This window comes from Ruegeria sp. BHSB064, from assembly GCF_059613205.1.
In genome coordinates this window covers 1-22,681 of record NZ_JBXWSB010000047.1, presented here as the reverse complement: position 1 = coordinate 22,681, position 22,681 = coordinate 1, and the positions used below count along the sequence as shown (strand labels likewise).

Here is a 22,681-nt window from a genome sequence, read left to right as displayed (position 1 = left end):
ACCGACGACGATGGCTTTCATGGTTGTTCCACACATCCTTGGCGGTTCTTTGTTACAAGTCCCAAGGGGCCCGAAGCTGTAAAAGTGGCCAAAATCTAGAACATTTGTGAACGCTTGAAGCCGCAGCCATTCGCTGCGCACTGCTTGAACTGGAAAGACGCGGGACAAAGTGAACTTTTGTTGTGGCTGCACAAACGGCTGCTATTGATCTTCTCGGCAAGCCCCTTCGAGTAGCCGGATCAACAGTTCTTCTCCATTGGAACCATCGCGTAGACCCTGGTAAGCGGAAAGTGCAATTGGCGAAAGCATGGGAAGTTCCATCTCATCCGCAGCCGGGATCAAGGGTGGCACTATTGTGCGGGAGGGCATGACTGTTAAGGCCAATCCAGCCTGCACAAGAGACCTGACACCTACGGGATGCGGGCTTAGATGGGACACGCGCCCACTTAACTCTGCCATATCCAGAGCCCTTAGTGCATAGCGCCTCAAGTCGCGACCATCGGTAAGGAACGCCAAGGGGATCGGCGCGTTCTCAGGCAATTTGAAACAGGGTGAAGAAACCCAGCTCAACCCCATCGAATGGACAAATCTGCGTTGCCTGTGACGGCCCTGATCCATCATGAAGGCCACGTCAATCTCGCCCTCCTCAAGCCGTTGCAAAAGCCGATCGCTGCGGTCGCATTGAATCTGAATCTGAACGTCCGGCCTTTGAGAAGAAAACGCTCTGAGGACTTCAACAACGATGGACATGGCCAGAGTGACAGTTGTACCGAGTCGAAGGATCTGACGTGCATTTGCCGTCTGCACGGTTTCAACAGCTTCTTCGGATAGCGACAGGATACGGCGTGCATAGACGAGAAACGCCTCTCCTTCTGGGGTCAAGCACATATTCTGCCCGCGACCACGCGATACCAGCCTCTGGCCCAGTGTCGCCTCCAGCTTCTTGATCTGCGCGCTGATGGCGGATTGCACCGTGTGCCGCTTTTCGGCGACTGCGGTGAAGTTGAGTTCGTCGGCCACCATGACAAAACTCTGCAAGGCGTTTAGGTCAAATGAAATCTTCATTTGCGATTTATAAAGCCGAATTAAATCATTTCCAAGATTTTTTTCGGTGAGGTAGTCCATTAATCGAGACCACCACTCTTGGGAAGACATGGATCATACACTCGCATTTTATTGCGTCGCGGCAATTTCAGTTCTGCTTACAGGGCTTTCGAAAAGCGGGTTCGGAGGAGGCTTGGGGGTCATGGCTGTTCCGATGATGTCACTCTTTGTAACACCACAATTCGCGGCCGCAGTGATGATGCCAATCTTGCTGGCGATGGACGTCCTTATTGTCTGGCGCTATCGCCAAACATGGGACCGAAGGATTATCTTAACTCTGCTTCCCGCCGCATTGATCGGCCTTGTCATCGGAAGCATGACATTCCAACATGTGGAGGCAGACACCGTTCGGCTTCTCATCGGGCTGCTTGCCGCCTTCTTTGTCGTGCAGTTCTTCATCTCCCAGCTAAATCGAAGCCGTACCGGGACGACCCCGACGCCAATCGTTTGGGGATTGGGCATGCTTTCAGGGTTTTCCAGTTTCATCGCCCACGCCGGCGGCCCGCCCGTAAAAGGGTACTTGCTTCGGCAAAGGCTGGAGAAATCATGGTTTGTAGGGACAAATACGATTTTCTTCTTTTCTCTGAATTTCCTGAAGACACTCGCCTACGGCGCCACCGGCACTCTCTCTTCCGCCAGTCTTCAGTCAAGTGCGGCCCTTGCCCCGCTTCTCTTTGTCGGAGTCGCTTTGGGAATGCGCCTGCACAGTTTCGTTGACCAAACAATCTTCGTGAGAGCGGTTTACGGCTTCCTGACCCTAACGGCGGCCAAGCTATTGTTTGATGGTGGATCAGCGCTCTTCTTGTAGACGTGCAATGTGGAAGCGGACCTTCGTTTTAACCGCAGCATCGGTCACAATGGGCTCGTTGGTTGAATCCGCCGCGCCCCGAACGAACGGCGGCTTCAGCTTTCGGCATCAGCGAGCGCCCGATAGACCGTCATCCTTGAAATCCCTAGATCACGGGCGATCTGGGCCTTTGCGACGCCCTCGCGCGCCAATCGTCGGATTTCCTCATCGTCCACGGATTTCTGCCTCCCCTTATAAACACCTTTGCCCTTGGCGGCTTCGATTCCAGCTCGCTGCCGGCCGCGGATAAACTTCAGCTCCATGTCGGCCACCATTCCGAGCACAGTTATTACCATTCGGCCCATGTCGCCGGCGGTGGTGACTTCCGGTTCAAGCACCCGCAAAGATGCGCCTTTGGCATCCAGTTCATGGACCAGGTTCAGCACATCGCGGGTGGACCGGCCAAGGCGGTCGAGGCGGTGAACGACCAACTCGTCGCCTTCCCGTAAGAATTCCATCACCGTCTCCAGTTCGGATCGGTCATCACGAGACGCGCCGGAAACCGTTTCCGAGCGGATGACCTCACAGTCCGCAGCTTTCAGCTTGGCTTTCTGAATGTCGAGATCCTGGCTTGATGAGCTGACGCGGGCATATCCGATACGTGGCATGGGAACTTGTCACATTAGGGTGGTTATCACTCTGATACTGTAACAATGTGTAGTTAACTACTCATATGTGACATTTCTCTCTGTAACATCAGTTTGTCTCTTGCGGGTGTACCCATATGTGACGACATAATCATGCGGCCATCGCTTCAAAATCGATCCGCTTGCCCAGATCGACATCGAACCGGCCATAAGGATTGATGTGGGAATAGATTAGCGGGGATAGTCCGCGATAATCACGCTCGGATAGATGATCCGCCCAAGTGGGCCCGGCCAATACCGACTGCACCATGCGTGTGTTCACATAGACCAGTGATGCCTGAAGCAGATGAAGGGCGTGAGCGGAGATTTCCTGATCGGAAATCCGGTTGCTGGAAATCTCGCCGCCTTTGCCGAAGAATACGAAACCATTGGCACTGTTCCAATTCTCGACCACATTCAACCCTTCATGGATCTCCCGGCGAAAATCTTCAGATCGTAGGTAGCGACACAGGAAGATCGTCTTGATAGCGCGGCCCAGTTCAGCGAGCGCCTTGTAGGTTGGATGCATCACATCGGCGCGGGCAAACCGGCGCAGGATCGCTTCCGGCTCTGCTGTACCATGTTGCATGGCCGCAGCGTATTTGACCATCTCATCGTACTGCTGTTCGATTTCAGCCCAGTCGATGGTTCCGGACAGGATCGGCAGAAGGTTTGGCAACTGCCCTCTCATCCCGGAATTTGGCAACGCCAGTTTCTGTCGCGCGATGGCTTTTAGGCGGGGAGCCAAATCAAATCCCAGCAGATGGCAGAAAGCGAATCCAATCGCGCTCTGACCATGACTGTCCACATACTGGCGTTGGATTTCCATGTCGGTGCAGTGCCGCAGAACACCCTCAATCATTGCCGCCACTTCGGATGAAGAGCAGCGCTTCAGTTGAGAATAAACGCAGGTCGCCTGGCGTTCGACATGCCAGTAAATCATGACACCGCGCCCACCATAGCGGGCATGCCATTCAGTCATCAGGTTCCGGTCCCAGGCTCCGAATTTGGTAGAATCCGCCGCACAGGCTGTTCCCGCATCGCCCCATATTTCTGGGTTTCGAACGGCCAGAGTGGAATTTGCTACGCGAGCGGCCGCGGCTCGAAGAGAGGCTGGGTCGATGTAACGGCGGCGAATGTGCTTAAGTTCGTCATAACTGATCCCCGGCACTCCAGCGGCGATGCGCTTCAGGCCAGCATTTGTACCCAGGCCATATAGACAAAGAAGAAGCCGCTGATCTCGGAGGCAACGCGGCAGGGCTTCGCGGCTGGCCGAGGTTTCAAAAGCATCAAGAAAGCCGGTGGCCAGCGCGGTTTCTTTCAACGTATCCAGTAGTCCCGTCATTGGCCACCGTTTGCCAATCTCCGACTTCAGGCTGAGAAGCCCTTTGGGTTCGGGAGCGGGAACATAGGGCGTAATGCAGATCCGGTTCTCACCGGACCATCGCAACCGAACCTTGTTGTTGGCGCGCAACGTCGCATTTAACTGGAACAATTCATGCCCCAGCTGCTCTCGCACAGACCGGGAAAATTCCTGCGCGTCCTGGGTGAGCTTCAATCCAGTATAGTAGGCGCCCCGTTTCTCGGGAAAATCTCTGGGCAGGTCATCGTCTGGATTGCGAAAACGATCTGCACCTTCAATCCAGATTTCCTTGGCCCGGATGCGGTCCCTCAATTGGGCCAGAACACAGAGTTCATAAGAAATGACATTCAGACGCCCCCGCTCATCAATTACAGTTCCCCGCCACTTGCGTGGGATTGAATCGTCCGGGGCCAGGGATGACGGAGCGTAGCGCCGCCCCTCTTCATTCAGGCGGGTGATCAGAGACAGGGCGTTCAGGATCGGTCGCCAGGTCTCATTGTTTGAACGGAACTTCAAAACCGACAAAAGAGAGGGCAGCATCCGGCGATAATGGCTGGCGTACGATCCCCGCATCACGGTTTGAATCCGGACATCCAATGTGCCTTTGGCACGATGTTCGTCTATGATGGCCTTTAACTTGGCCGCGCCCGCGATAGGAAAGATCACATCCGAAACCTTTCCGTTCGGTGCCATCATCGAGGCGGTCGCAATATCCACCAACAACCGTTCCTTTCCGTGGACTTTCTCGATGTCAGCGGCAATCTTGCCGATCACCTTCCGCCGGGATTTCGTGCCGATGCGGTGCACGACTTCAATCAGCAAGTCCACCAGTCCATCAATTAGCTTTGCTCTGCGCGACATTAAATAGATAGCCAGTAATCCAAGGCGTTTTTCGCGTTTATGCCGCCGCATCTCAGAGGCAGTCTCTCCCTCAACCCGGCGCACCAGAATCTTGATCCATGACGGATCAACGCTGGACATCATATCAAACGGCAAGTCGAGACCTTGAATAAAGGCAAGCCGGTCAGCAGCATCCAACACGCTTTCCAGCGTTGCGGCGCCAACATCGTCTTTCAAACGCTGAAACCCGTGACCGCCACGCGGATCGGTAAGGCCGGCCTCAAAAGCCTCCGACGCATTTGGTGACAGCGCCTTCGCGATACCAGCTAATAGACCATCTACAAATGCAATCCGTGCGGTTCGAATGGAACTCGCCAGGATGCCTTCGGCTGGCGGGAGCAAGCATCTTTCCCGAAACCAGCGATAGCATTGGTCAAGCATGTCGCCTATTGAGCCACCATTTGGGCAAATCACATCACGCAACCAAATTTTGAGCTCAGCGCGATGGTTCGCTTGTGTTCGGGAAAGACCAAGGTGCTTGGCTATCTCCAGCCGATAGCGGCGGGCAGTCCGGTCAGAAAAGGACCGAAGGGGGCGAACAGCCTGCATGTCGAGTTGGGAGGCGACATAGCCGACTGTAGTGTCGTCGACATTGGTCCAGTCTTCGACAAATCTACCTGCGCAGCGAACGCTGCAAATCTGTAGTGCGACCTCAAGGCAAACAGACCGGGGCAGCGACGATAGAAAATCCATATCCTGAAAGGACAAGCTCCATTCGCGTGCCGCGCTGGCATCCATCTACCCAACTCCAAAATACTGCATGAAAGCAAATGGCTACGGGTTTTCGTGATTAGCGCAACATAAATCGTTCACAAATGTTCTGAATTCTGGCCACTTTTTCACGTTCGAGCCCCTTGGGCCAACTTGAAAAGCCGACATCGGCACCGTGGTAAGTTATGTCGCAATTGGCTTTTGCCTGCGCTGCCAGTGTTCCAAAATGTTGTGCTATTTGATGCTTAGACTGCCATTACCTTGCTTTTGAATGCCCTAAGGCAATCTTCGATGTCAAAAAGGTGGCTTGCTTCGGTTCTCCGATAGTCTTTTCGAAGATTTGATTGCGTGGCTTACCGAGGCTGAGTTTCTAAACATGGGCATAGCTTAGCGAGTGTCGTCTGGTCGGGCTAGATCAAGGCTCCTAACGAAGGCATCGACATTCATGGTTATGTGAACGCTTCCAAAATGGAAACAAGCATCCTTTGCCGTGCAGTTACGATCCTTCAGTCCAAAAGGCGCTATGGCGAAATACGCGATCTCAACGGAAATAGAGAGGGACGGTGACTTGAACCCGACAAGCGCAAACCAGACGAAGATCGGCGGTAGCTAAATCATCGTCAGTCTCACTTACGATTGTTTGCCACCTGTGAAGTAATGCCGCCTTGACACGATGAGGGCGGCTATCGTGAATCATCCGAATAAAGACAACTCCCCCCGGACTTCTTCGACCGTTCGAAGGTGGCCCATTGGCTGCGACAGCTTCCATCGGTTTTTCTGTGGGTGAAAAAGGCGAGTTCGCTCAAGGTTGTCAGGCTGGTAACTGTGTGGGGCCTGAAGTAAACTTCCAAAGGGATCAGCTGCCATGAAAAGCTTGGCACGTGAGAGGTCGATTACAACCTCTTCAATAGTTTGCGAAACAGCCCTGGTATGCAGTATTTGCAAAGCGAGTATGCGAGAATTCTTGGTAGTCAGAACGAGAATGGCCCCATAAGTACGCCGAGTAAATGAAGCTCCTGAATAGGATCAAGGCAATGGCAAAAGAATATAGAGACGCGATCAGCCTCTTGAGCTTGGTCGTTGTAACCGCGTCGCTGATCGGTCTGCATTCCTGGTTGTATGTTCAGTAAGTCAAATGCAGCCGCGTTTGATCCAAAGTATGCAGAGCAATTAAATTGGAACAGGTTGGTCACACGACCGTCCGCTAACGTAAAAGGCGCCCAGAATTCGGGCGCCTTTTTAATGTTCACGGCCAGTCCTCTTAACGGCTGAGCAGCAGATCCGGTAGCCACAGAGCAAGCTCAGGAATGAACGTGGTCAACATCAGCGTTGGCAGCCAAGCGAACACTATGAAGACCAGAGTCGGCCAAAGCATCTTAGACACCGGCGTGTCGCAGATCTGAGCCCCAAGATAAAGCAGTGGTGCTGTGGGCGGGGTGATGTTGGCCATTCCAAGGTTTACGCCGATGATTGCGGCAAAGTGAATCGGATCAACCCCGACACTTTGGGCGATCGGCAGCAGGATCGGCGTCGCCAACAGCAGGCCTGAGATGTCGTCCATCAGCATTCCGATCAAGATCATCACGACGTTGATCATCAAAAGGATGATGATTGGGTTGTCCGAAACAGAGTAAACCATGTCCTTCGCCAGTTGCGGTGCGCCCTGAGAGATCAGGTTGTCCGAAACGATCAGAACCATGAAAATCATGACCATAACTACGCCAATGGTCACGCCTGAGTTCTGGATGGTCTGCGCCAGGGTCTTCCAGGTAAGACCGCGATAGAAGTAGATCGCAACCGGAATCGCATAGCATACTGCAATGCCAGCGGCCTCGGTTGGTGTCATGATACCGCCGTAAATACCGCCCAAAATAATGATCGGCATCATAAGCGCAGGCCCGGCCAGACGGCCTTGACCCAGAAGCGCAGGCATGAAGGGATTGGGACGATCTGTCAATTGGATGTCGTCATACTTCCGCAGCAAAAACTGGTTGGTAATGATCAGCAGCGTGATCAGGATAATCGCAGGGATGACCGTAGACAAAAAACACTTCAGTACGTGTTGTTGCGCCACCCAGCCATAAAGGATGTGCGAAGAACTGGGTGGGATCAAAAGACCCAGAGGGCTTGCAGACACGATGAGCGCTGCGGACTGCCCCTTCGGGTAATTTGCCTTTTTCAGGTGCGGCATCATGATTCCGCCGATGCAAGTCAGCGTCGCATTCGCACTGCCCGAGATCGAGCCGAAGATACCGCAGGCCAGCACAGATGCCGCGTTTAGACCGCCTTTAATGTGACCGATGAACATCTCGGCCAGCGCCACTAGCGGCGCCGCGATCCGGCCTTTTTCCATTATGCCTCCGGCAATCATAAAGAGAGGAATTGCCAACAGCACCAAAGAGCGGATCCCGGTTGCGCCAGTCGGTAGGTAACCCGTGATGGACTGATCTCCAACCAATGCAATAAAGATGAGAACTGCCCCAAACGCCACATAGACGCTGACGCCCAGCAAGAGCATCACGCAGACAATAATAAGACTTCCGCCGATAATCATTTCGCGGCTCCTTTAAGGGTTTCGGACCGCAAAGGAAGCCCGAGCCCCTTTCGGATATGCACATAAAGATATGCCGCGGTGAACATCGCCATGAAGCCAAATGCGCACATGATCGCGATACGCCAGGTGACAAATGGAATGCGCAACACCGGCGTCGACCTCAACCGTGGGAACGAGAAGTCGTCAAGCAGCGATACATAGCAGGCCCAAACCAGAAAAAGGATCACAATAAGCTCAACTAGCAACACAATGAACCCGCGCCACCAGATGAGCCGGGGGTTTTGAATCACGATGCCAAGGATGTCTGCGTTGATGTGCAGGTTCCGCGCAGATGCCAGAACCGCTCCGGCGAAGAAGCCCACGATGGAAAAGGCCAATAGCCATTCCTCATAGGCAAATAAGTCGCCGCTAAATCCATATCTGATCACGACGACTGCACCAAATGTGAAAGCCATCAGGAAGCCACAAGCCATCACAATTTGCCGCATGACAAATGCAATGGCTTTCATTGGATACCCGATGATCGGTGGAAGTTCGTCCGTGATTTTCTGCGGTTTATCAGCGTCGTCGTCGCCGATATATGTCGTCATGTCATCTTTCTCAATCGACATGCCTGTCCCCCCGCTTTTTTCTTTTTTAGAGAGCAAATAGCGAAAGGGCCGGCAGTGTTGCCGGCCCGATTGATTGTGCTGACTATCAGTTCTTGCTGGCCAGCAGGCGGTCGATCACATCCTGGCCAACGCTCTGGGCCATCATCGGCCAAATGTTTTCCTGGATATGGGCGGCCATGGCTGCCTGCTCTTCGTCGTTCAGGCTCAGGATGGTATAGCCTTTGTCAATCAGCTTCTGTCCAAAAGCCGCGTCGTTGTCGCGGTTGTACTGGAAGAAGTCGTCTGACGCCTTGGTCATTGCGGTTTGCAGAGCGGCGCGCTGCTCGTCGTTCAACTTGTCCAGAGTACGCTGCGACGCGTAGAACGTAGTCAGTTCCGAGATCGAGTTGTACTCGACAAAGTGCGTACCAACATCCGACTGCGCGAAAATCGAGTAGGTTGCTGTTTTGGTGCAGCAGATTGCGCCATCAACAATTCCAGACTGGATCGCAGGGAAGATATCACCCCAAGCCATGGTCGTGGCCTGGTAACCAAGCGCTTCCACCATGGATTTCACGGCGGGCGACGACCAAACACGAATGTTCATGCCTTTGTCGTCAAAGTTGTTCCAGTTGGTCGGTTCCTGCGTGGCCACGATGCCAACAAACCCTTCGGGATTCTGGGCCATTACCCGCACACCGTACTCGTCGGTGATTTCCTGCAAGATCTTATTATACTCGGAGTCCATGTTGCGCATGATATTGTCCATGTCGTCCCAGCCTCCTACGAGGAACGGCATCGACAGAAATTCCAGACGCGGGTCTGTGTCGGCATAGATAAATGCTGCCGCTAGATCGATGTTACCACGTGCTACATCTTCAAAGAGCGCCTCGCCCGAACCAAGCTGGTTGGCCGGAAAAACTTCGATTGTCAGGCCCACATCCGCCGCTGCTACATCTGCGGCGACCTGCTCCATCATCTTGGTGCCCTGATGGTCGATCGGGAACACACCGGCAAAGCGTAGCTTCATGTCTTCTGCCAGCGCCGCGGTTGACATTAGAGCGCTTACGGCACCAAGCATCAGGCCTTTGGTAACGTTTTTGAATTTCATCTAGAATTCTCCCAGTTTGCGGTTCTTCTTCACGTTGGCTTCTTTTGCTGACCGCTGCGAATTGTTGCGTTTGGTCACACTATGCGAACACAAATTGCAGTGCAATTTTATTCATGGCTTATTCTTGTTTGGATCGGGTTCCTCCCTATCTTGGATTTTTGAGTGTGTGTTCTGAGGTGGCTATGACCGTTCGTCGGACCCATTATCGTCTTATCAATCCGATTGGACTTCCAACTTGAGCAGGGCGAGCGATCGGTCTGTGTTCAGCCATCAAAGTGGCGATTCGGTTTTGAACGTCGACCGGATAAGGGACGGAGCGGCGTGTGCCGTGATCGACGTTCACGAGTACCTGCTCCATCACACAGACAGTTGTTTGATCTTTCAGCTTTATCATCGATCCCGCGATATGCAGACGTTTGACGTCGGCGTCCAGCATTAGAAACTGGCAGAAAAACTCTTCGCCTACCAAAAGCTCACCCAGATAGTGGACGTGGTTTTGGAGTACAAACGGTCCGGCATTGAAAGCCTTCGCGTAACTTGGGCCAACGCCAAGTTCTTGATCCAGCATCACATCCAGGGCCTCGTCAAAGGCCATGACGTAATAAGCCAGATTCATATGTCCGTTGTAGTCAATCCATGCGTCCGGTACTCGACGGTTTTCTGATGTTACCCAGTTTGTCATTCCACGTCGCCCTCGAAGCCCTGCAGGAATGCATGTAAATTGTCGCCCAACTCTTCACAAAGATAACCTCCTTCCTGCACTATCACGGTGGGTAGATTCAGCGCTGAGAGCATCTTTGCCATTTCGGAAAATCCAGGTGTTGAGACGGCAAGACCTCCGAATGGGTCCCCTTCGAAAGCATCGAGACCGAGCGCGATGACGATGGCGCCAGGTGCAAAGCTCCTGACATGGGTCAAACCGCTCGACAGCCCTTTAAGAAAGCCGTCATCGCCGGTGCCGCGCGGGAGCGGAATGTTCAAGTTATAACCATGGCCTGCGCCTTCGCCGACCTCATGAGCGTGGCCCCAGAAAAAAGGATAGAACCGCGCCGGGTCCGCGTGGATTGACAGGGTGAACACGTCGTTGCGTTCGTAAAAGATGCCTTGCGTTCCGTTGCCGTGGTGCAGGTCAACATCGATGATCGCCACTCTGTCGTGGGTTTGCCGCAAGAATTGAGCAGCGATAGCGCTGTTGTTGAGATAACAGAAACCACCGGCTAGATCGCTAAAGCAGTGATGGCCCGGTGGCCTGCAGAGCGCATAGGCCACATTGTCCCCGTCCAATACTGTTTGGGTTGCACTCACGGCGCAGTTTGCGGACCAACGCACTGCCTCCCAGGTGCGCGCGCCGATGGGGCAGGACATGTCAGTGACATGAAATCCCGCCTGACCAACTGCCGATAATGGATAGCTGGCCGTGCGGCGATCCGGGTGGATGTTCGGGAAAATCTCGGGCGTGGCGTCGGGAATGCGTGCCCACCGTTCATAGACCGTCGACAGGAACTTCAAGTAGGCCGGGGTGTGTACCGCTGCGATCGGAGCTAGGCCATGATCAGTCGGCGTGTACACCTCGTGACCGCCTGCCGCGACGCCTGCAAGCAGGCGCTCCAACCGCTCAGGTTTTTCGGGGTTGGGTTGCATCACACCATTTACCAAAAAACCGCTAGGATTATGCTGGCCTTGCCGTTCCTGATCAGAAAAAACTTTCATGTGTCAGAACCCCACCTTATCTGCTCCTTTGAGACCGAGCATCACGCGCGTCTCATCAGGTGTAGCGATCTCGTATCCCAGTTCTTCCAGAACGGACCGAATTTTAGTGACCTGTTGGGCATTGCTGGTTGCAAGCTGCCCGCGTCCGATCATCAGGCTGTCTTCAAGACCTACACGAACATGCCCGCCTAGAATGGCGCTCATCGCGCCCAGTGGCATCTGCTGTCGCCCAGCGGCAAGTGCCGAAAACTCATAGGCGTCGCCCAATAGGCGGTCAGCCGTTTCCTTCAAATACATCAGGCTGTGTGGGCTGGCATCGATCCCGCCCAGTACTCCCATCACAAATTGCAAAAAGATCGGTGGTACAATGCGGTTTTGCTTCAGATAGAAGGCCAGCGTCTGGATGTGCCCCACGTCGTAACATTCACATTCAAACCGCGCGCCACCGGCATCGCCCAGCATTCGAAACACGGTTTCTATGTCATGGAATGTATTCTTAAACACAGTGTCGCGCGTGTTCTCCAGAAAGGTCTCTTCCCAATCATGGGTCCAATCGGAATAGCGGTCCTTCATCGGGAAGAGGCCGAAATTTATGGAGCCCATGTTGAGCGAACACATCTCTGGCGCCAGTTCTACAGGGGCCGAAAGCCGTTGTTCCACACTCATCTGTGAGCTGCCACCCGTGGTCAAGTTAATAACGGCATCACTCGCGTCCTTGATCCTTGGTAGGAACTGGCGAAAGACTTTGATATCCGCGCTTGGGCGGCCGGTGTCCGGGTCGCGCGCATGCAGATGTAAAACAGATGCACCGGCTTCCGCTGCCTCGATTGCAGACTTGGCGATTTCGTCGGGCGAAACAGGCAGATGTGGGCTCATGCTCGGCGTGTGAATCGAGCCCGTCACGGCGCAAGTCAAAATAATCTTTTGTGCCATGGGTCAGACCTCCAAATCGCATTCATGGGCGAAGTCCCGGAGACTGTCGTCAAGTATATTCAGGATTTCGTTGATCTGCGGTTCGGTGACGATCAAAGGCGGGCAAATCAGGAAATGATCGCCCTCTATACCGCCGCGGGTTCGGCGCGAATAAGTGATCAAGTTGCGCTTGTAGCAGATTTCTACGAACCGTTCATAAGCGATCATGTCCTTGGGCAATGGTGACATGGTGTCCCGATTCGACACCATTTCAAAGGCGGTTAGTAGGCCTTTTCCGCGTATATCACCGACAAACGGGTAACGCGCCATGAGGTCCATGAGCCCCGCCATCAGCACGTCGCCCATGATGCGCGCATTGGTCATCAGGTCCAGTCGGTCGATCTCGTTCAGAACCGCCAATCCGGCGCTGCAAGCAAGCGGGTTTCCGGCATAAGTGTGGCCGTGGGCAAATCCGCCGCTGTCCAGCACTGTTTCGACCATCTGATCATCGGCAATCATGGCCCCCAACGGTGCATAACCCGCACCAAACCCTTTGGACAGTGCCACAAGGTCTGGGCGGATGTTCCAGTGCTCCGATGCTAAGAACGTACCAGTGCGTCCAACACCTGACATGACCTCATCCATGATCAGCATGACGCCAAACTCGTCGCAGATCTCACGCACCCGACCGTAATAGCTGTCGGGCGCAACTAGCGCGCCGGTGGATGCACCGCCCACCGGTTCCATGGCAAAGGCCAGAACCGTGTCAGGCCCCTGGACAATGATCTCATCCCTGAGCATTTCGGCATACTTCAGACCACGGTCGTGGTCGGACAGGTTATCGCGGTCCAAATAGCAAGTAGGCGCAGGAATTTTCGGCATTTCCTTGAAAAGCGGCCCAAACGCGTTTGTAAGCGGCCCGTATCCGGTAATTGCCAGCGCGCCCAAGGTAGAACCGTGATAGGATGGAAAGCGCGAAATGACTTTCCACCGACTGGCTTGCCCCCCAGCAACCGCCCATTGCCGCGCGAACTTCACGCAGGATTCCATGGCCTCGGACCCGCCCGAAACAAAAAAGACCTTGTCCAAGCCTTCCGGTGTGCGATCTGCAATCGCTGTGGCCAGGTCCTCGGCTGGGGCGTTTTCAAAATGTAAACGATAGGCAAAGGTTGCGCTGTCCATCTGCGCTTTCATCGCAGCCAGAACATTAGGGTTTGAATGGCCGATATTACTGACCATCGCCCCGGACGAACCATCAATATAACGCTGGCCGTTCTTGCCCCAAATATAGATTCCTTCTGCGCGATCAACCTCGGGGCGGCGCGCGCGACTTTGATAGAAAAGGTTCGATGCCTTCACGGTTTTTCTTCTTTAACAGGTGTGGCGATGCAAGAGCGATACCCAACCTTGTGTTGGATTCTTTAATAGGGCAAATAGATAATGAGAATTAGCCATATTGATTGAATCAATGGACAACGCCACTGAACAGGACAAGTTGATCCGGGAGCTGGATTGGAATCTGCTGCGCACCTTTATGGTCATTGTTCAGGAAGGTAGCATCACACTGGCCGCCAAGCGACTGATGCGGCGACAACCTTCCGTCAGCCAGGCACTGAAACGTCTTGAGACACGGCTTGGAACGCCTCTGATTGATCGCAGCCCATCGCATTTCCGCATCACTCCGGCCGGGCAGACACTGTACCAGGAATGTCTGGACATGTTTGGCAGTCTGGCGCGGGCGATACAGAGCGCACAGGGCACAGAAGACATCGTTACCGGTACAGTCAAGCTCGCTCTTCTAAGCCGGATTGAAAGCGGGTTTTTTGATGCGATATTGGCAGATTTTCATCGCCAATTTCCCGAAGTCAGCTTTGATATCGAGGTTATGTCCAGCAAAGCCGTTAGGCAGGCGGTTCTTGAAAAATCCGCGACACTTGGCGTTTGCTTGGTACACGACGCCCACCCGAGTATGCAACATGAGGTTCTTTATCGGTCTTACTTTGGGTTCTACTGTGGTCCGAGCCATCCATTGTTCGGGCAACGCGATCTGAAACTCGAAGACCTGCGAGACCATTCGTCGGTTTCATTTCGGACAGACCAGCTTTGGGATGCGTTGCGTCCAGTGGCATTGCTACGCGCGCAGAACAAGCTCGATAACAAGGTGATCGGTTACACGTCTGATCTGGGCGAGGCACAGCGGATGATAGGCGCGGGACTCGGGTTCGGTCCGCTGCCTGTTCACGTCGCCGAACGCTTCGTCAATCGCGGCGAACTGTGGCGTTTGCCGCCATACGAAAACACCTTGGCGATTGATATTCATTTGGTGCACCACAAAAGCGCACGCCTGAACCGGGCAGAAAAAGCACTGCTTGACATGATTAGAAGTCGACTTGCGTCGGTGCCGCTTGAACAGCGCAGTTACCATCCGGCCGAAACGATCCGGCCAAAGGTTCAAGAGGGGAAAACCAAAAAATGACTTCAAATGATACCCTGTCCCTGCTGGCCTGCCAGATCGAAATCCCCGCCACTGAGAGCGCTGCCGCGCGAGACAAACATCTTGCGGAAAGCGCGGCGAAAGTGCGCGATCAGCTCAGCCGCCGGAACGTGGATCTCGTGGTTCTTCCTGAGCTTTCCAGTATAGATTATTCGCGCGCAGCCTTCGACCGGCTCAATGAGATTGCCGAACCCTTGGAAGGAGCTTCTTTTAAAACATGGCGCGATATAGCCAAAGAATTCGGTGTCCATGTCTCTTACAGTTTTGCGCGCCGGGGGGCATCGGGGACGCATATTTCAGTTGCTGTCGTCAACCCGGACGGTGCGCTGGACGGCTACTACGACAAGCTTCACCTCTGCCATTATGGCGCTTCAATGGAAAAGGAATATTTTGACGCCGGAGATCACATATTTATTTTTAAAATCAATAGTTTAAATATTTCACCTATCATATGTTATGACATTCGTATTCCCGAGCTTGCACGCACCCTGACCCTAAAGCACGACGTCGATCTTATTCTGCATTGCGGGGCATATTACCGCGATGAGTCCTTCGAAACTTGGCACAATTTTGCCATGTCACGCGCGATGGAAAACCAGATCTTCTTCCTATCCCTTAACCGGGCCGGAGAAAACTGGGGCAATTCGATCTTTTGCTGGCCTTGGATGGATGAAAATACTCTGCCGGTGCGGTTTGCCGAGACAGCTGAGGATTTTCGCTGCGTGACCTTAAGTAAGAGCCAACTCTTGCAGGCAAGAGAAAGCTACACATTCCTCGACGACCGACTTGCGGATTACGATTCACTCTGAAGGGTCGGATGGCCTTCTGTTAGCGGTAGCGAAACATAGGTAAAGTTTCGAATGACACAGGTTACCATTGCTCGGGTGACGCTCGAAAAAATAAACGATCTGGATTTTGCGCTAAGGGCGTTGTCGTCTGAAATGGGCGACAGACATGTCGCGAGTGTCGACATTCTGAAAGCGGCCTTCGCAGTTGACCAACCGGCCTTCAACGCGTTGCTCGCTCACAGTGATAACGAAGTCGTCGGTGCACTTGTTTGGACCCCATTGTTTTCAACCACCAGAGGGGGTGGCGGCTTATTTGTAAGTGATCTTTGGGTTTCCTCTTCGGCGAGAGGGCAAGGTATTGGAAGCAGACTGCTGTCTCGCGCGGTTTTCGATGCGGACAAATCTTCTGGCGCGTGTTTTGTTAAACTGGCAGTCCATCGCACCAACCCCTCTGCCTTTTCCTTTTACACCCATATTGGATTTAAGGAAGAAACCTACATGTCGGCCATGATCCTCGAAGGCGCTTCTTTACAGAGTTTTAAGAAGCTCTAAACGCCAGTAGTGACGAAAACATTATCGTGCTCAAGTATTCGAGCTTCCTCAGTACAGATATTGGTAGCCTATAAGGCGACGATAGCGCATTTGTAGCGATGGCGAGAAATTCAGCAGCCATATCTGAATCGAAAGTGTCGCAAGGTCAGTCGGGCAATAAATCGATACTGTTTTAGGTCATTTCGTCGATGCTCTGGTGGAATTCTGATTTTGGAGAACTGAACTGCAACCACCATTTTCTGGTCCTAGGTATGGCTTTTTCCGAAGTGGTCATTGATGCGCGTACCATCATTGACTGCTTTGTCCACAAAGTATCACTTCAAACAGGATTTGGCTCTGCGCCTATAGTGGACGGCAGGTTAGACGGGTCGCGTCGCAGCATCACCAGCTGATAGCCAGCTGCAGCAACGACCCGCCAACGAAAGCGGTCCGTAGTGGTCAAACTTCAATGGCCTCTGCTATGGCCAGTACGTCCTCAAGCTCAACACTGAGATACAGAACAGTACTGTCTATCTTTGTATGCCCAAGTTCGAAGCTGGGCGAAGCGCGCGAATGGCAGGTAATTTTGGTGTTTCCATAACTGATCATCCGATCGGCCATTCCCGCCCACAACGACAATCCGGCGTTGACGAGAGACGATATCACAGGATGCCGCGCCGCCTCTGAGGTCCGCATCAAGCCCTACCTGCCAAATTCTGCAAAGTGAAATTCTGGTAGGTACGCCACCGAAGCAGACCTTGGTCACGGTGGGGCGTGCTACTCACTTCAGTTTTCACAGGATAAAGTGACCGGCCTGCTACAGGAGCCAGCGTTACAGACGGAGTACATGCACCGAACACTGAGCGTGTCTCACGACGAGAGCGGCTGTTGACCCTAAAAAGAACTCTTTCATCCCAGGTTTGTGCGAAGCAAGGACGATACAGTCGATGCCATGTTTGTTCGCGTATTCAGTGATTGCCCGACCTGCCGATTGGCTCTCGATTAGCACAGAAGAGACCTCGGCTTCGTTTTCCAAGCGCTCGGCCAAGCGCGCCTTTGCTTTTTGGAGAGACTTTTCTGCGATCCCTTCATCCATATAGTACATTATCTGTCTGTTAGGGGGTTCATGGATATGTGCGGCGGTGATTGTTCCGCCTTCGGATACAAGGGCGTGTGCCGCCGCGAGTGCGTGTTCACTGATACCGTGTTCAAGTGACAGCGCCACTAGGATATTCTGGTACATTTCAAACCTCCGAATTTAGGTTTTCAGATATCTGCTGCTAACTGGCCTCTCCCCATTCGTCTTCGAGAGGGCGCTCAGGCACCCCAGCCGTAAGAATGGGGTGCGTGCTATTTCGTCTTGGGCTTTTGCGCTTTCTTGCCACTACCGGCTGAGCAGGAGATCAGGCAGGAAGAGAGCCAACTCTGGGACAAAAGTCGTCAGTATCAGCGTCGGAAGCCACGCAAAGACAATGAAGATCAAAGTCGGCCACAGCATGCGCGAAACCGGTTCATCACAGACCTGAGCACCGAGATAAAGTAGCGGCGCAGTTGGTGGAGTGATGTTCGCCATACCCAGGTTCACACCAATTACGGCCGCGAAGTGGATCGGATCCATTCCAGTGCTCTGCGCGATGGGCAGCAAGATCGGTGTCGCCAACAGCAAACCCGAGATATCGTCCATCAGCATCCCGATCAGGATCATCACGACGTTGATCATCAGAAGGATGACGACCGGATTGTCCGAAACGGAATAGACCAGATCTTTGGCCAACTGAGGTGCACCCTGTGAGATCAGGTTGTCCGACACGATCAGAACCATGAAGATCATGACCATGACCACGCCAATCGTAACACCGGAATTCTGGATGGTCTGAGCCAGTGTTTTCCAGGTCAGCCCACGGTAGAAGTAGATCGCGATCGGGATCGAGTAGACCACTGCGATGCCCGCAGCCTCGGTTGGCGTCATTATGCCGCCATAGATTCCGCCCAGAATGATCAGTGGCATCATAAGCGCAGGCCCGGCCAGGCGCGCCTGTACTCCGAATGTCGGCAGAAATGGTTTAGGACGTTCCGTCAGGTTTATGTCGTCATACTTCCGAAGCATGAACTGATTTACGATGATCAAAAGGGTGATCAGGATTATCGCCGGAATAACCGTGGACAAGAAGCACTTCAGTACATGTTGCTGTGCAACCCAACCATAAAGGATGTGAGACGAACTCGGTGGGATCAACAGACCCAAGGGGCTGGCCGCCACGATCAGAGCCGCCGATTGCCCACCCGGATAGTTGGCCTTTTTCAGGTGGGGCATCATGATGCCGCCAATGCAGGTCAGCGTTGCGTTTGCACTGCCGGAAATGGAGCCGAACACACCACAGGCCAACACCCCCGCGGCGCTCAATCCTCCTTTGACGTGGCCAATGAACATTTCAGCCAGAGAGACTAGAGGGGCCGCGATTTTACCTTTCTCCATGATGCCCCCGGCGATCATGAAGAGTGGGATCGCCAGAAGTACAAGTGAGCGGATACCTGTAGAGCCGGTGGGCAAGTAGCCGGTGATGGATTGATCTCCGACAAGGGCGATGAAAATCAAAACCGATCCGAATGCCACATAAACGCTGACGCCCAACAGCAGCATAAAGCAGACGATTAGGAGACTTCCTCCGATGATCATTGGGTTTCTCCTTTTTGCATTTCTGATCTCAAGGGAAGCCCGAGCCCCTTGCGGATATGCACGTACAGATATGCCGCCGTGAACGTCGCCATGAGGCCAAAGGCAATCATGATTGCAATCCGCCAGGTCACAAACGGAATGCGCAGCACCGGGGTTGCGCGCAGTCGCGGGAATGAGAAGTCATCAAGCAGTGAGACATAGCAGGCGTACATGAGGAATAGGATCACCAGCACCTCGACTGTCAGGACGACAAAGCCGCGCCACCAAATCAACCGAGGGTTTTGGATCACGATGCCAAGAATGTCCGCGTTGATGTGCAGGTTGCGGGCAGAGGCCAGAACAGCACCTGCAAAAAAGCCGATGATGCTAATGCCCAAAAGCCATTCTTCGTAAGCAAACAGATCACCTCCAAATCCATACCGGATGACAACAACTGCCCCAAATGTGAAAGCCATCAGGAAACCGGCAAACATAACGATCTGCCTCATGACAAAAGCCACTGCTTTCAGCGGATACCCAATAACAACCGGCAGCTCATCCGTGATTTTTTGCGAACTCTTCTTTTCCGCGCTTTCGACGACCAACGGACGTTCAGCTTCAGAACTAGACATCTTTCCCCCTCCCTTTGTTGAGCCAAAGACCAAAAAGGGCCAGCTGATTTGCTGGCCCTTTTCTCGGTGATTATTGCTGTTCTTTTGCCGCCAACAGGCGGTCGATGATGTCCTGACCGACGTTTTGTGCCATCGCTGGCCAGACCGTTTCCTGGACATGAGCGGCCATCGCAGCTTGTTCTTCGTCGCTCAGGCGCAGAATGGTATAGCCTTTGTCGACAAGTTTTTGACCGAACACTTCGTCATTCTCACGGTTGTAGGCAAAGAAGTCTTCGGACGCCTTGGACATTGCGGCTTGGAGCGCGGCACGCTGTTCGTCGTTCAGCTTGTCGAGTGTCCGCTGCGACGCGTAGAAGGTTGTCAGCTCAGAGATCGAATTGTATTCGACGAAATGGGTCCCAACATCCGACTGGGCGAAGATCGAGTAGGTCGCGGTCTTCGTGCAGCAGATTGCGCCATCAACAATGCCGGCCTGAAGTGCCGGGAAGATGTCACCCCATGCCATGGTTGTCGCCTGGTAACCCAGTTCTTCGACCATCGACTTCACGACGCTGGACGACCAGACGCGAATGTTCATGCCCTTGTCGTCAAAAGTATTCCAGTTCTCGGGCTCTTGGGACGAAACGATGCCGATGAACCCTTCCGGATTCTGCGCCATAACGCGCACACCATATTCGTCCGTGATCTCTTGCAAGATGGTGTTGAACTCGGAATCCATGTTGAGCAGAGTGCTTTCCATGTCATCCCAGCCGCCCAGCAGGAATGGCATTGACAGGAATTCCAGGCGTGGATCGGTATCGGCATAGATGAACGCCGATGCCAGATCGATGTTGCCGCGTGCAACATCTTCGAACAGCGCCTCACCAGAACCCAGCTGGTTTGCAGGGAAGACTTCGATCTTCAGGCCAACGTCTGCTGCCGCGACATCCGCTGCGACCTGCTGCATCATTTTCGTGCCCTGATGGTCAATCGGGAACACGCCCGCGAAGCGCAGGGTCATGTCTTCCGCGAAGGCGGTGGTCGACATCAGGGCGCTCAGCGCTCCAGCGGCGATACTTGTGGTAAACTTATTGAAACTCATCGATATCTCCTCCACTTTGACGAGTAACGCCCGCCCAGCAGCGTGCTGGAGCGGGCGTTGTTTTGCTGATGTCAGCAAAGTTCCGGGGCGATGAACTCGTATCCAAGATCATCGGCCACAGCCTTGTACGTCACCTTTCCGTGGGCCACGTTCAGGCCATTCATCAGGTGACGATTGTCTGCAAGCGCCTGCTTCCAGCCATTGTTGGCAATAGCCAGAGCGTGCGGCAGCGTGACGTTGTTCAGTGCATAGGTCGAGGTTCGGGCGACTGCGCCCGGCATATTGGCGACGCAGTAATGAACAACATCGTCGACAACATATGTGGGCTCGGCGTGAGTGGTGGCTTTGGACGTTTCAAAGCAGCCGCCCTGGTCAATCGCCACGTCCACGACGACCGCACCGGGTTTCATTTTCGAGATCAGCTCGCGCGAGACCAGCTTAGGTGCAGCAGCACCCGGGATCAGAACCGCGCCAACAACCAGATCCGCATTGGTGACTTCTTCCTCCAGTGCAGCTTTGGTTGAATAGACAACCTTGGCCGAGGCCTCGAAGTGGTTTTCCAGCTTCTCCAGAACTGCAGGGTTACGGTCCAGAATGGTCACGTCCGCGTGCAGGCCGACGGCCATCTGGGCCGCGTTGAAGCCAACGACGCCACCGCCGATGACCACAACTTTGCCCGGCTTCACACCAGGCACGCCGCCCAGCAATACGCCCAGACCACCCTTGGCCTTTTCCAACGCGCTGGCCCCGGCCTGGATTGACATGCGACCGGCAACCTGGCTCATCGGTTTCAGCAGGGGCAGACCGCCATTGTCGTCGGTGACGGTCTCATAAGCGATGCAGACAGCGCCCGAGTCGACCAGATCTTTGGTCTGTTCCGGGTCGGGGGCCAGATGTAGATAGGTATAGAGGATCTGACCTTCCCGCAGCATAGCGCGTTCCACGGCCTGAGGTTCCTTCACTTTCACGATCATCTCTGCATTGGCAAAGATATCGGCTGCTGTTTCGGCAATCTCTGCGCCAGCGGCCCGATAGGCATCGTCATCAGCCCCAATGCCAGTGCCAGCATTGGTCTCCACGATGACGTTGTGACCATGAGAAACCAGTTCGGCGACGCTTTCAGGGGTCAGGCCGACGCGGTATTCATGGTTCTTGATTTCTTTGGGAACACCGATGAACATATTCTTCACTCCTTGAATCGGATGATCATTGCGCCGTTGGCATGACGAACTCGGCACCGTCCGAGATGCTTTCGGGCCAACGCTGCATGATGGATTTCTGTTTGGTGTAGAAACGAACGCCTTCTTCGCCATAGGCGTGCATGTCGCCGAACAGGCTTTTCTTCCAGCCGCCAAAGCCGTGCCAGGCCATCGGAACCGGGATCGGAACGTTGACGCCGACCATGCCGACCTGAACCTGCTTGCCGAATTCACGCGCGACGTTGCCGTCGCGGGTGAACAACGACACACCGTTGCCAAACTCGTGGTCGTTGATCAGTTGCAGGCCTTCGGCGAAGTTCGAGACGCGGACGCAGGACAGAACCGGGCCAAAGATCTCTTCCTTGTAGATCTTCATGTCGGGGGTGACGTTGTCGAACAGGGTGCCGCCCAGGAAATAGCCTTGCTCGTGGCCTGCGACTGTGTAGTCTCGACCGTCGACCAAAAGGTCAGCGCCTTCGTCGACGCCAGAGTCGATGTAGCCTTTGATCCGATCACGCGCAGCGGCGGTGACAATCGGACCCATCTCGGCGTCCAGTTCAAGGCCATTCTTAACCTTCAGAGTCTCGGCACGCTCTTTCAGAACCGGCATAAGCTTGTGGGCAGCATCCCCAACCAGCAGAGCAACCGAGATTGCCATGCAGCGTTCGCCCGCCGATCCAAAGGCTGCTCCAATCAATGCGTCCGCCGCCTTGTTCATGTCGGCATCTGGCATGACCAGCATGTGGTTCTTTGCGCCGCCCAAGGCCTGAACGCGTTTGCCGTGCCGCGCGCCAACTTCGTAGATGTAGTTCGCAATCGGTGTCGAGCCGACGAAGGACACGGCCTTGACGTCGTCGTTCTCCAGCAACGCG

At 53.9% G+C, this 22,681-nt stretch carries 21 protein-coding genes and 1 pseudogene; 4 read left to right on the top strand and 18 right to left on the bottom strand.

What is annotated here, in order from left to right:
- Nucleotides 1–201: 201 nt before the first annotated feature.
- Nucleotides 202–1,065 carry a LysR family transcriptional regulator gene (locus AC2FNU_RS12760; RefSeq protein ID WP_496788760.1) on the bottom strand — a complete coding sequence of 288 codons (864 nt, stop codon included), beginning with the start codon at nt 1,063–1,065 and terminating at the stop codon, nt 202–204.
- Between the two features lie 88 nt (nt 1,066–1,153).
- On the opposite strand from AC2FNU_RS12760, the gene AC2FNU_RS12755 reads away from it, so the two are divergent.
- On the top strand, nt 1,154–1,912 hold the full coding sequence (locus AC2FNU_RS12755; protein ID WP_496788757.1) for a sulfite exporter TauE/SafE family protein: 759 nt from the start codon (nt 1,154–1,156) through the stop codon (nt 1,910–1,912).
- A gap of 95 nt (nt 1,913–2,007) precedes the next feature.
- Here the strand turns inward: AC2FNU_RS12755 and AC2FNU_RS12750 are convergent, their stop codons facing one another.
- The 10 genes from AC2FNU_RS12750 to AC2FNU_RS12705 form a co-directional block, all read right to left on the bottom strand.
- The gene (locus AC2FNU_RS12750; RefSeq protein WP_496788755.1) at nt 2,008–2,559 is read right to left on the bottom strand and encodes a recombinase family protein; all 552 of its coding nucleotides are present in this window, start codon (nt 2,557–2,559) and stop codon (nt 2,008–2,010) included.
- Between the two features lie 130 nt (nt 2,560–2,689).
- Nucleotides 2,690–5,578 (bottom strand): Tn3 family transposase, encoded by a 2,889-nt coding sequence (locus AC2FNU_RS12745; RefSeq protein ID WP_496788752.1) that lies wholly within the window; start codon nt 5,576–5,578, stop codon nt 2,690–2,692.
- Nucleotides 5,579–6,522: 944 nt separating this feature from the next.
- On the bottom strand, nt 6,523–6,801 hold the full coding sequence (locus AC2FNU_RS12740) for a hypothetical protein (protein WP_496788747.1): 279 nt from the start codon (nt 6,799–6,801) through the stop codon (nt 6,523–6,525).
- Between the two features lie 11 nt (nt 6,802–6,812).
- Entirely contained in the window at nt 6,813–8,105 is a 1,293-nt protein-coding gene (locus AC2FNU_RS12735) for a TRAP transporter large permease (protein ID WP_496788743.1), read from the bottom strand.
- Complete coding sequence (locus AC2FNU_RS12730; RefSeq protein WP_496788738.1) at nt 8,102–8,716, bottom strand: TRAP transporter small permease; 615 nt, start codon at nt 8,714–8,716, stop codon at nt 8,102–8,104. The genes AC2FNU_RS12735 and AC2FNU_RS12730 overlap by 4 nt, the downstream gene beginning before the upstream one ends.
- A gap of 85 nt (nt 8,717–8,801) precedes the next feature.
- Nucleotides 8,802–9,806, bottom strand: a complete 1,005-nt coding sequence (dctP, locus tag AC2FNU_RS12725; RefSeq protein ID WP_496788736.1) for a TRAP transporter substrate-binding protein DctP — start codon at nt 9,804–9,806, stop codon at nt 8,802–8,804.
- 202 nt (nt 9,807–10,008) lie between these two features.
- The gene (locus AC2FNU_RS12720; RefSeq protein WP_496788732.1) at nt 10,009–10,488 is read right to left on the bottom strand and encodes a thioesterase family protein; all 480 of its coding nucleotides are present in this window, start codon (nt 10,486–10,488) and stop codon (nt 10,009–10,011) included.
- A complete protein-coding gene (locus tag AC2FNU_RS12715) occupies nt 10,485–11,516 on the bottom strand; it encodes a histone deacetylase family protein (protein WP_496788729.1) in 1,032 nt (343 codons plus the stop codon). Before AC2FNU_RS12715 ends, AC2FNU_RS12720 begins: the two co-directional genes overlap by 4 nt.
- A gap of 3 nt (nt 11,517–11,519) precedes the next feature.
- Complete coding sequence (kce, locus tag AC2FNU_RS12710; RefSeq protein ID WP_496788726.1) at nt 11,520–12,449, bottom strand: 3,5-dioxohexanoate:acetyl-CoA acetone transferase; 930 nt, start codon at nt 12,447–12,449, stop codon at nt 11,520–11,522.
- A gap of 3 nt (nt 12,450–12,452) precedes the next feature.
- Entirely contained in the window at nt 12,453–13,787 is a 1,335-nt protein-coding gene (locus AC2FNU_RS12705; RefSeq protein ID WP_496788722.1) for an aminotransferase family protein, read from the bottom strand.
- A gap of 109 nt (nt 13,788–13,896) precedes the next feature.
- On the opposite strand from AC2FNU_RS12705, the gene AC2FNU_RS12700 reads away from it, so the two are divergent.
- The 3 genes from AC2FNU_RS12700 to AC2FNU_RS12690 are packed head-to-tail and all read left to right on the top strand — an operon-like array spanning nt 13,897 to nt 16,262.
- Nucleotides 13,897–14,904, top strand: coding sequence for a LysR family transcriptional regulator (locus AC2FNU_RS12700; protein WP_496788718.1), 1,008 nt, complete (start codon nt 13,897–13,899; stop codon nt 14,902–14,904).
- A complete protein-coding gene (locus AC2FNU_RS12695; RefSeq protein WP_496788715.1) occupies nt 14,901–15,731 on the top strand; it encodes a carbon-nitrogen hydrolase family protein in 831 nt (276 codons plus the stop codon). The genes AC2FNU_RS12700 and AC2FNU_RS12695 overlap by 4 nt, the downstream gene beginning before the upstream one ends.
- A gap of 51 nt (nt 15,732–15,782) precedes the next feature.
- Complete coding sequence (locus tag AC2FNU_RS12690; RefSeq protein WP_496788713.1) at nt 15,783–16,262, top strand: GNAT family N-acetyltransferase; 480 nt, start codon at nt 15,783–15,785, stop codon at nt 16,260–16,262.
- A 438-nt stretch (nt 16,263–16,700) separates the two neighbouring features.
- Here AC2FNU_RS12690 and AC2FNU_RS12685 read toward each other — a convergent pair.
- The 7 genes and pseudogenes from AC2FNU_RS12685 to AC2FNU_RS12655 form a co-directional block, all read right to left on the bottom strand.
- Nucleotides 16,701–16,790, bottom strand: a pseudogene (locus tag AC2FNU_RS12685) (integrase); the annotation flags it as partial.
- Nucleotides 16,791–17,073: 283 nt separating this feature from the next.
- Nucleotides 17,074–17,484, bottom strand: coding sequence for a universal stress protein (locus AC2FNU_RS12680; protein ID WP_496788709.1), 411 nt, complete (start codon nt 17,482–17,484; stop codon nt 17,074–17,076).
- Between the two features lie 141 nt (nt 17,485–17,625).
- On the bottom strand, nt 17,626–18,918 hold the full coding sequence (locus AC2FNU_RS12675) for a TRAP transporter large permease (RefSeq protein WP_496788706.1): 1,293 nt from the start codon (nt 18,916–18,918) through the stop codon (nt 17,626–17,628).
- Nucleotides 18,915–19,529, bottom strand: a complete 615-nt coding sequence (locus tag AC2FNU_RS12670; RefSeq protein WP_496788702.1) for a TRAP transporter small permease — start codon at nt 19,527–19,529, stop codon at nt 18,915–18,917. Before AC2FNU_RS12670 ends, AC2FNU_RS12675 begins: the two co-directional genes overlap by 4 nt.
- Before the next feature lie 70 nt (nt 19,530–19,599).
- Nucleotides 19,600–20,610: a TRAP transporter substrate-binding protein DctP gene (dctP, locus tag AC2FNU_RS12665; protein ID WP_496788701.1), complete on the bottom strand. Its 1,011-nt coding sequence runs from the start codon at nt 20,608–20,610 to the stop codon at nt 19,600–19,602.
- A 71-nt stretch (nt 20,611–20,681) separates the two neighbouring features.
- Nucleotides 20,682–21,791, bottom strand: a complete 1,110-nt coding sequence (gene ald, locus AC2FNU_RS12660; RefSeq protein ID WP_496788698.1) for an alanine dehydrogenase — start codon at nt 21,789–21,791, stop codon at nt 20,682–20,684.
- Nucleotides 21,792–21,816: 25 nt separating this feature from the next.
- On the bottom strand, nt 21,817–22,681 hold an 865-nt coding region (locus AC2FNU_RS12655), incomplete at its 5' end, for an aldehyde dehydrogenase family protein (protein WP_496788694.1).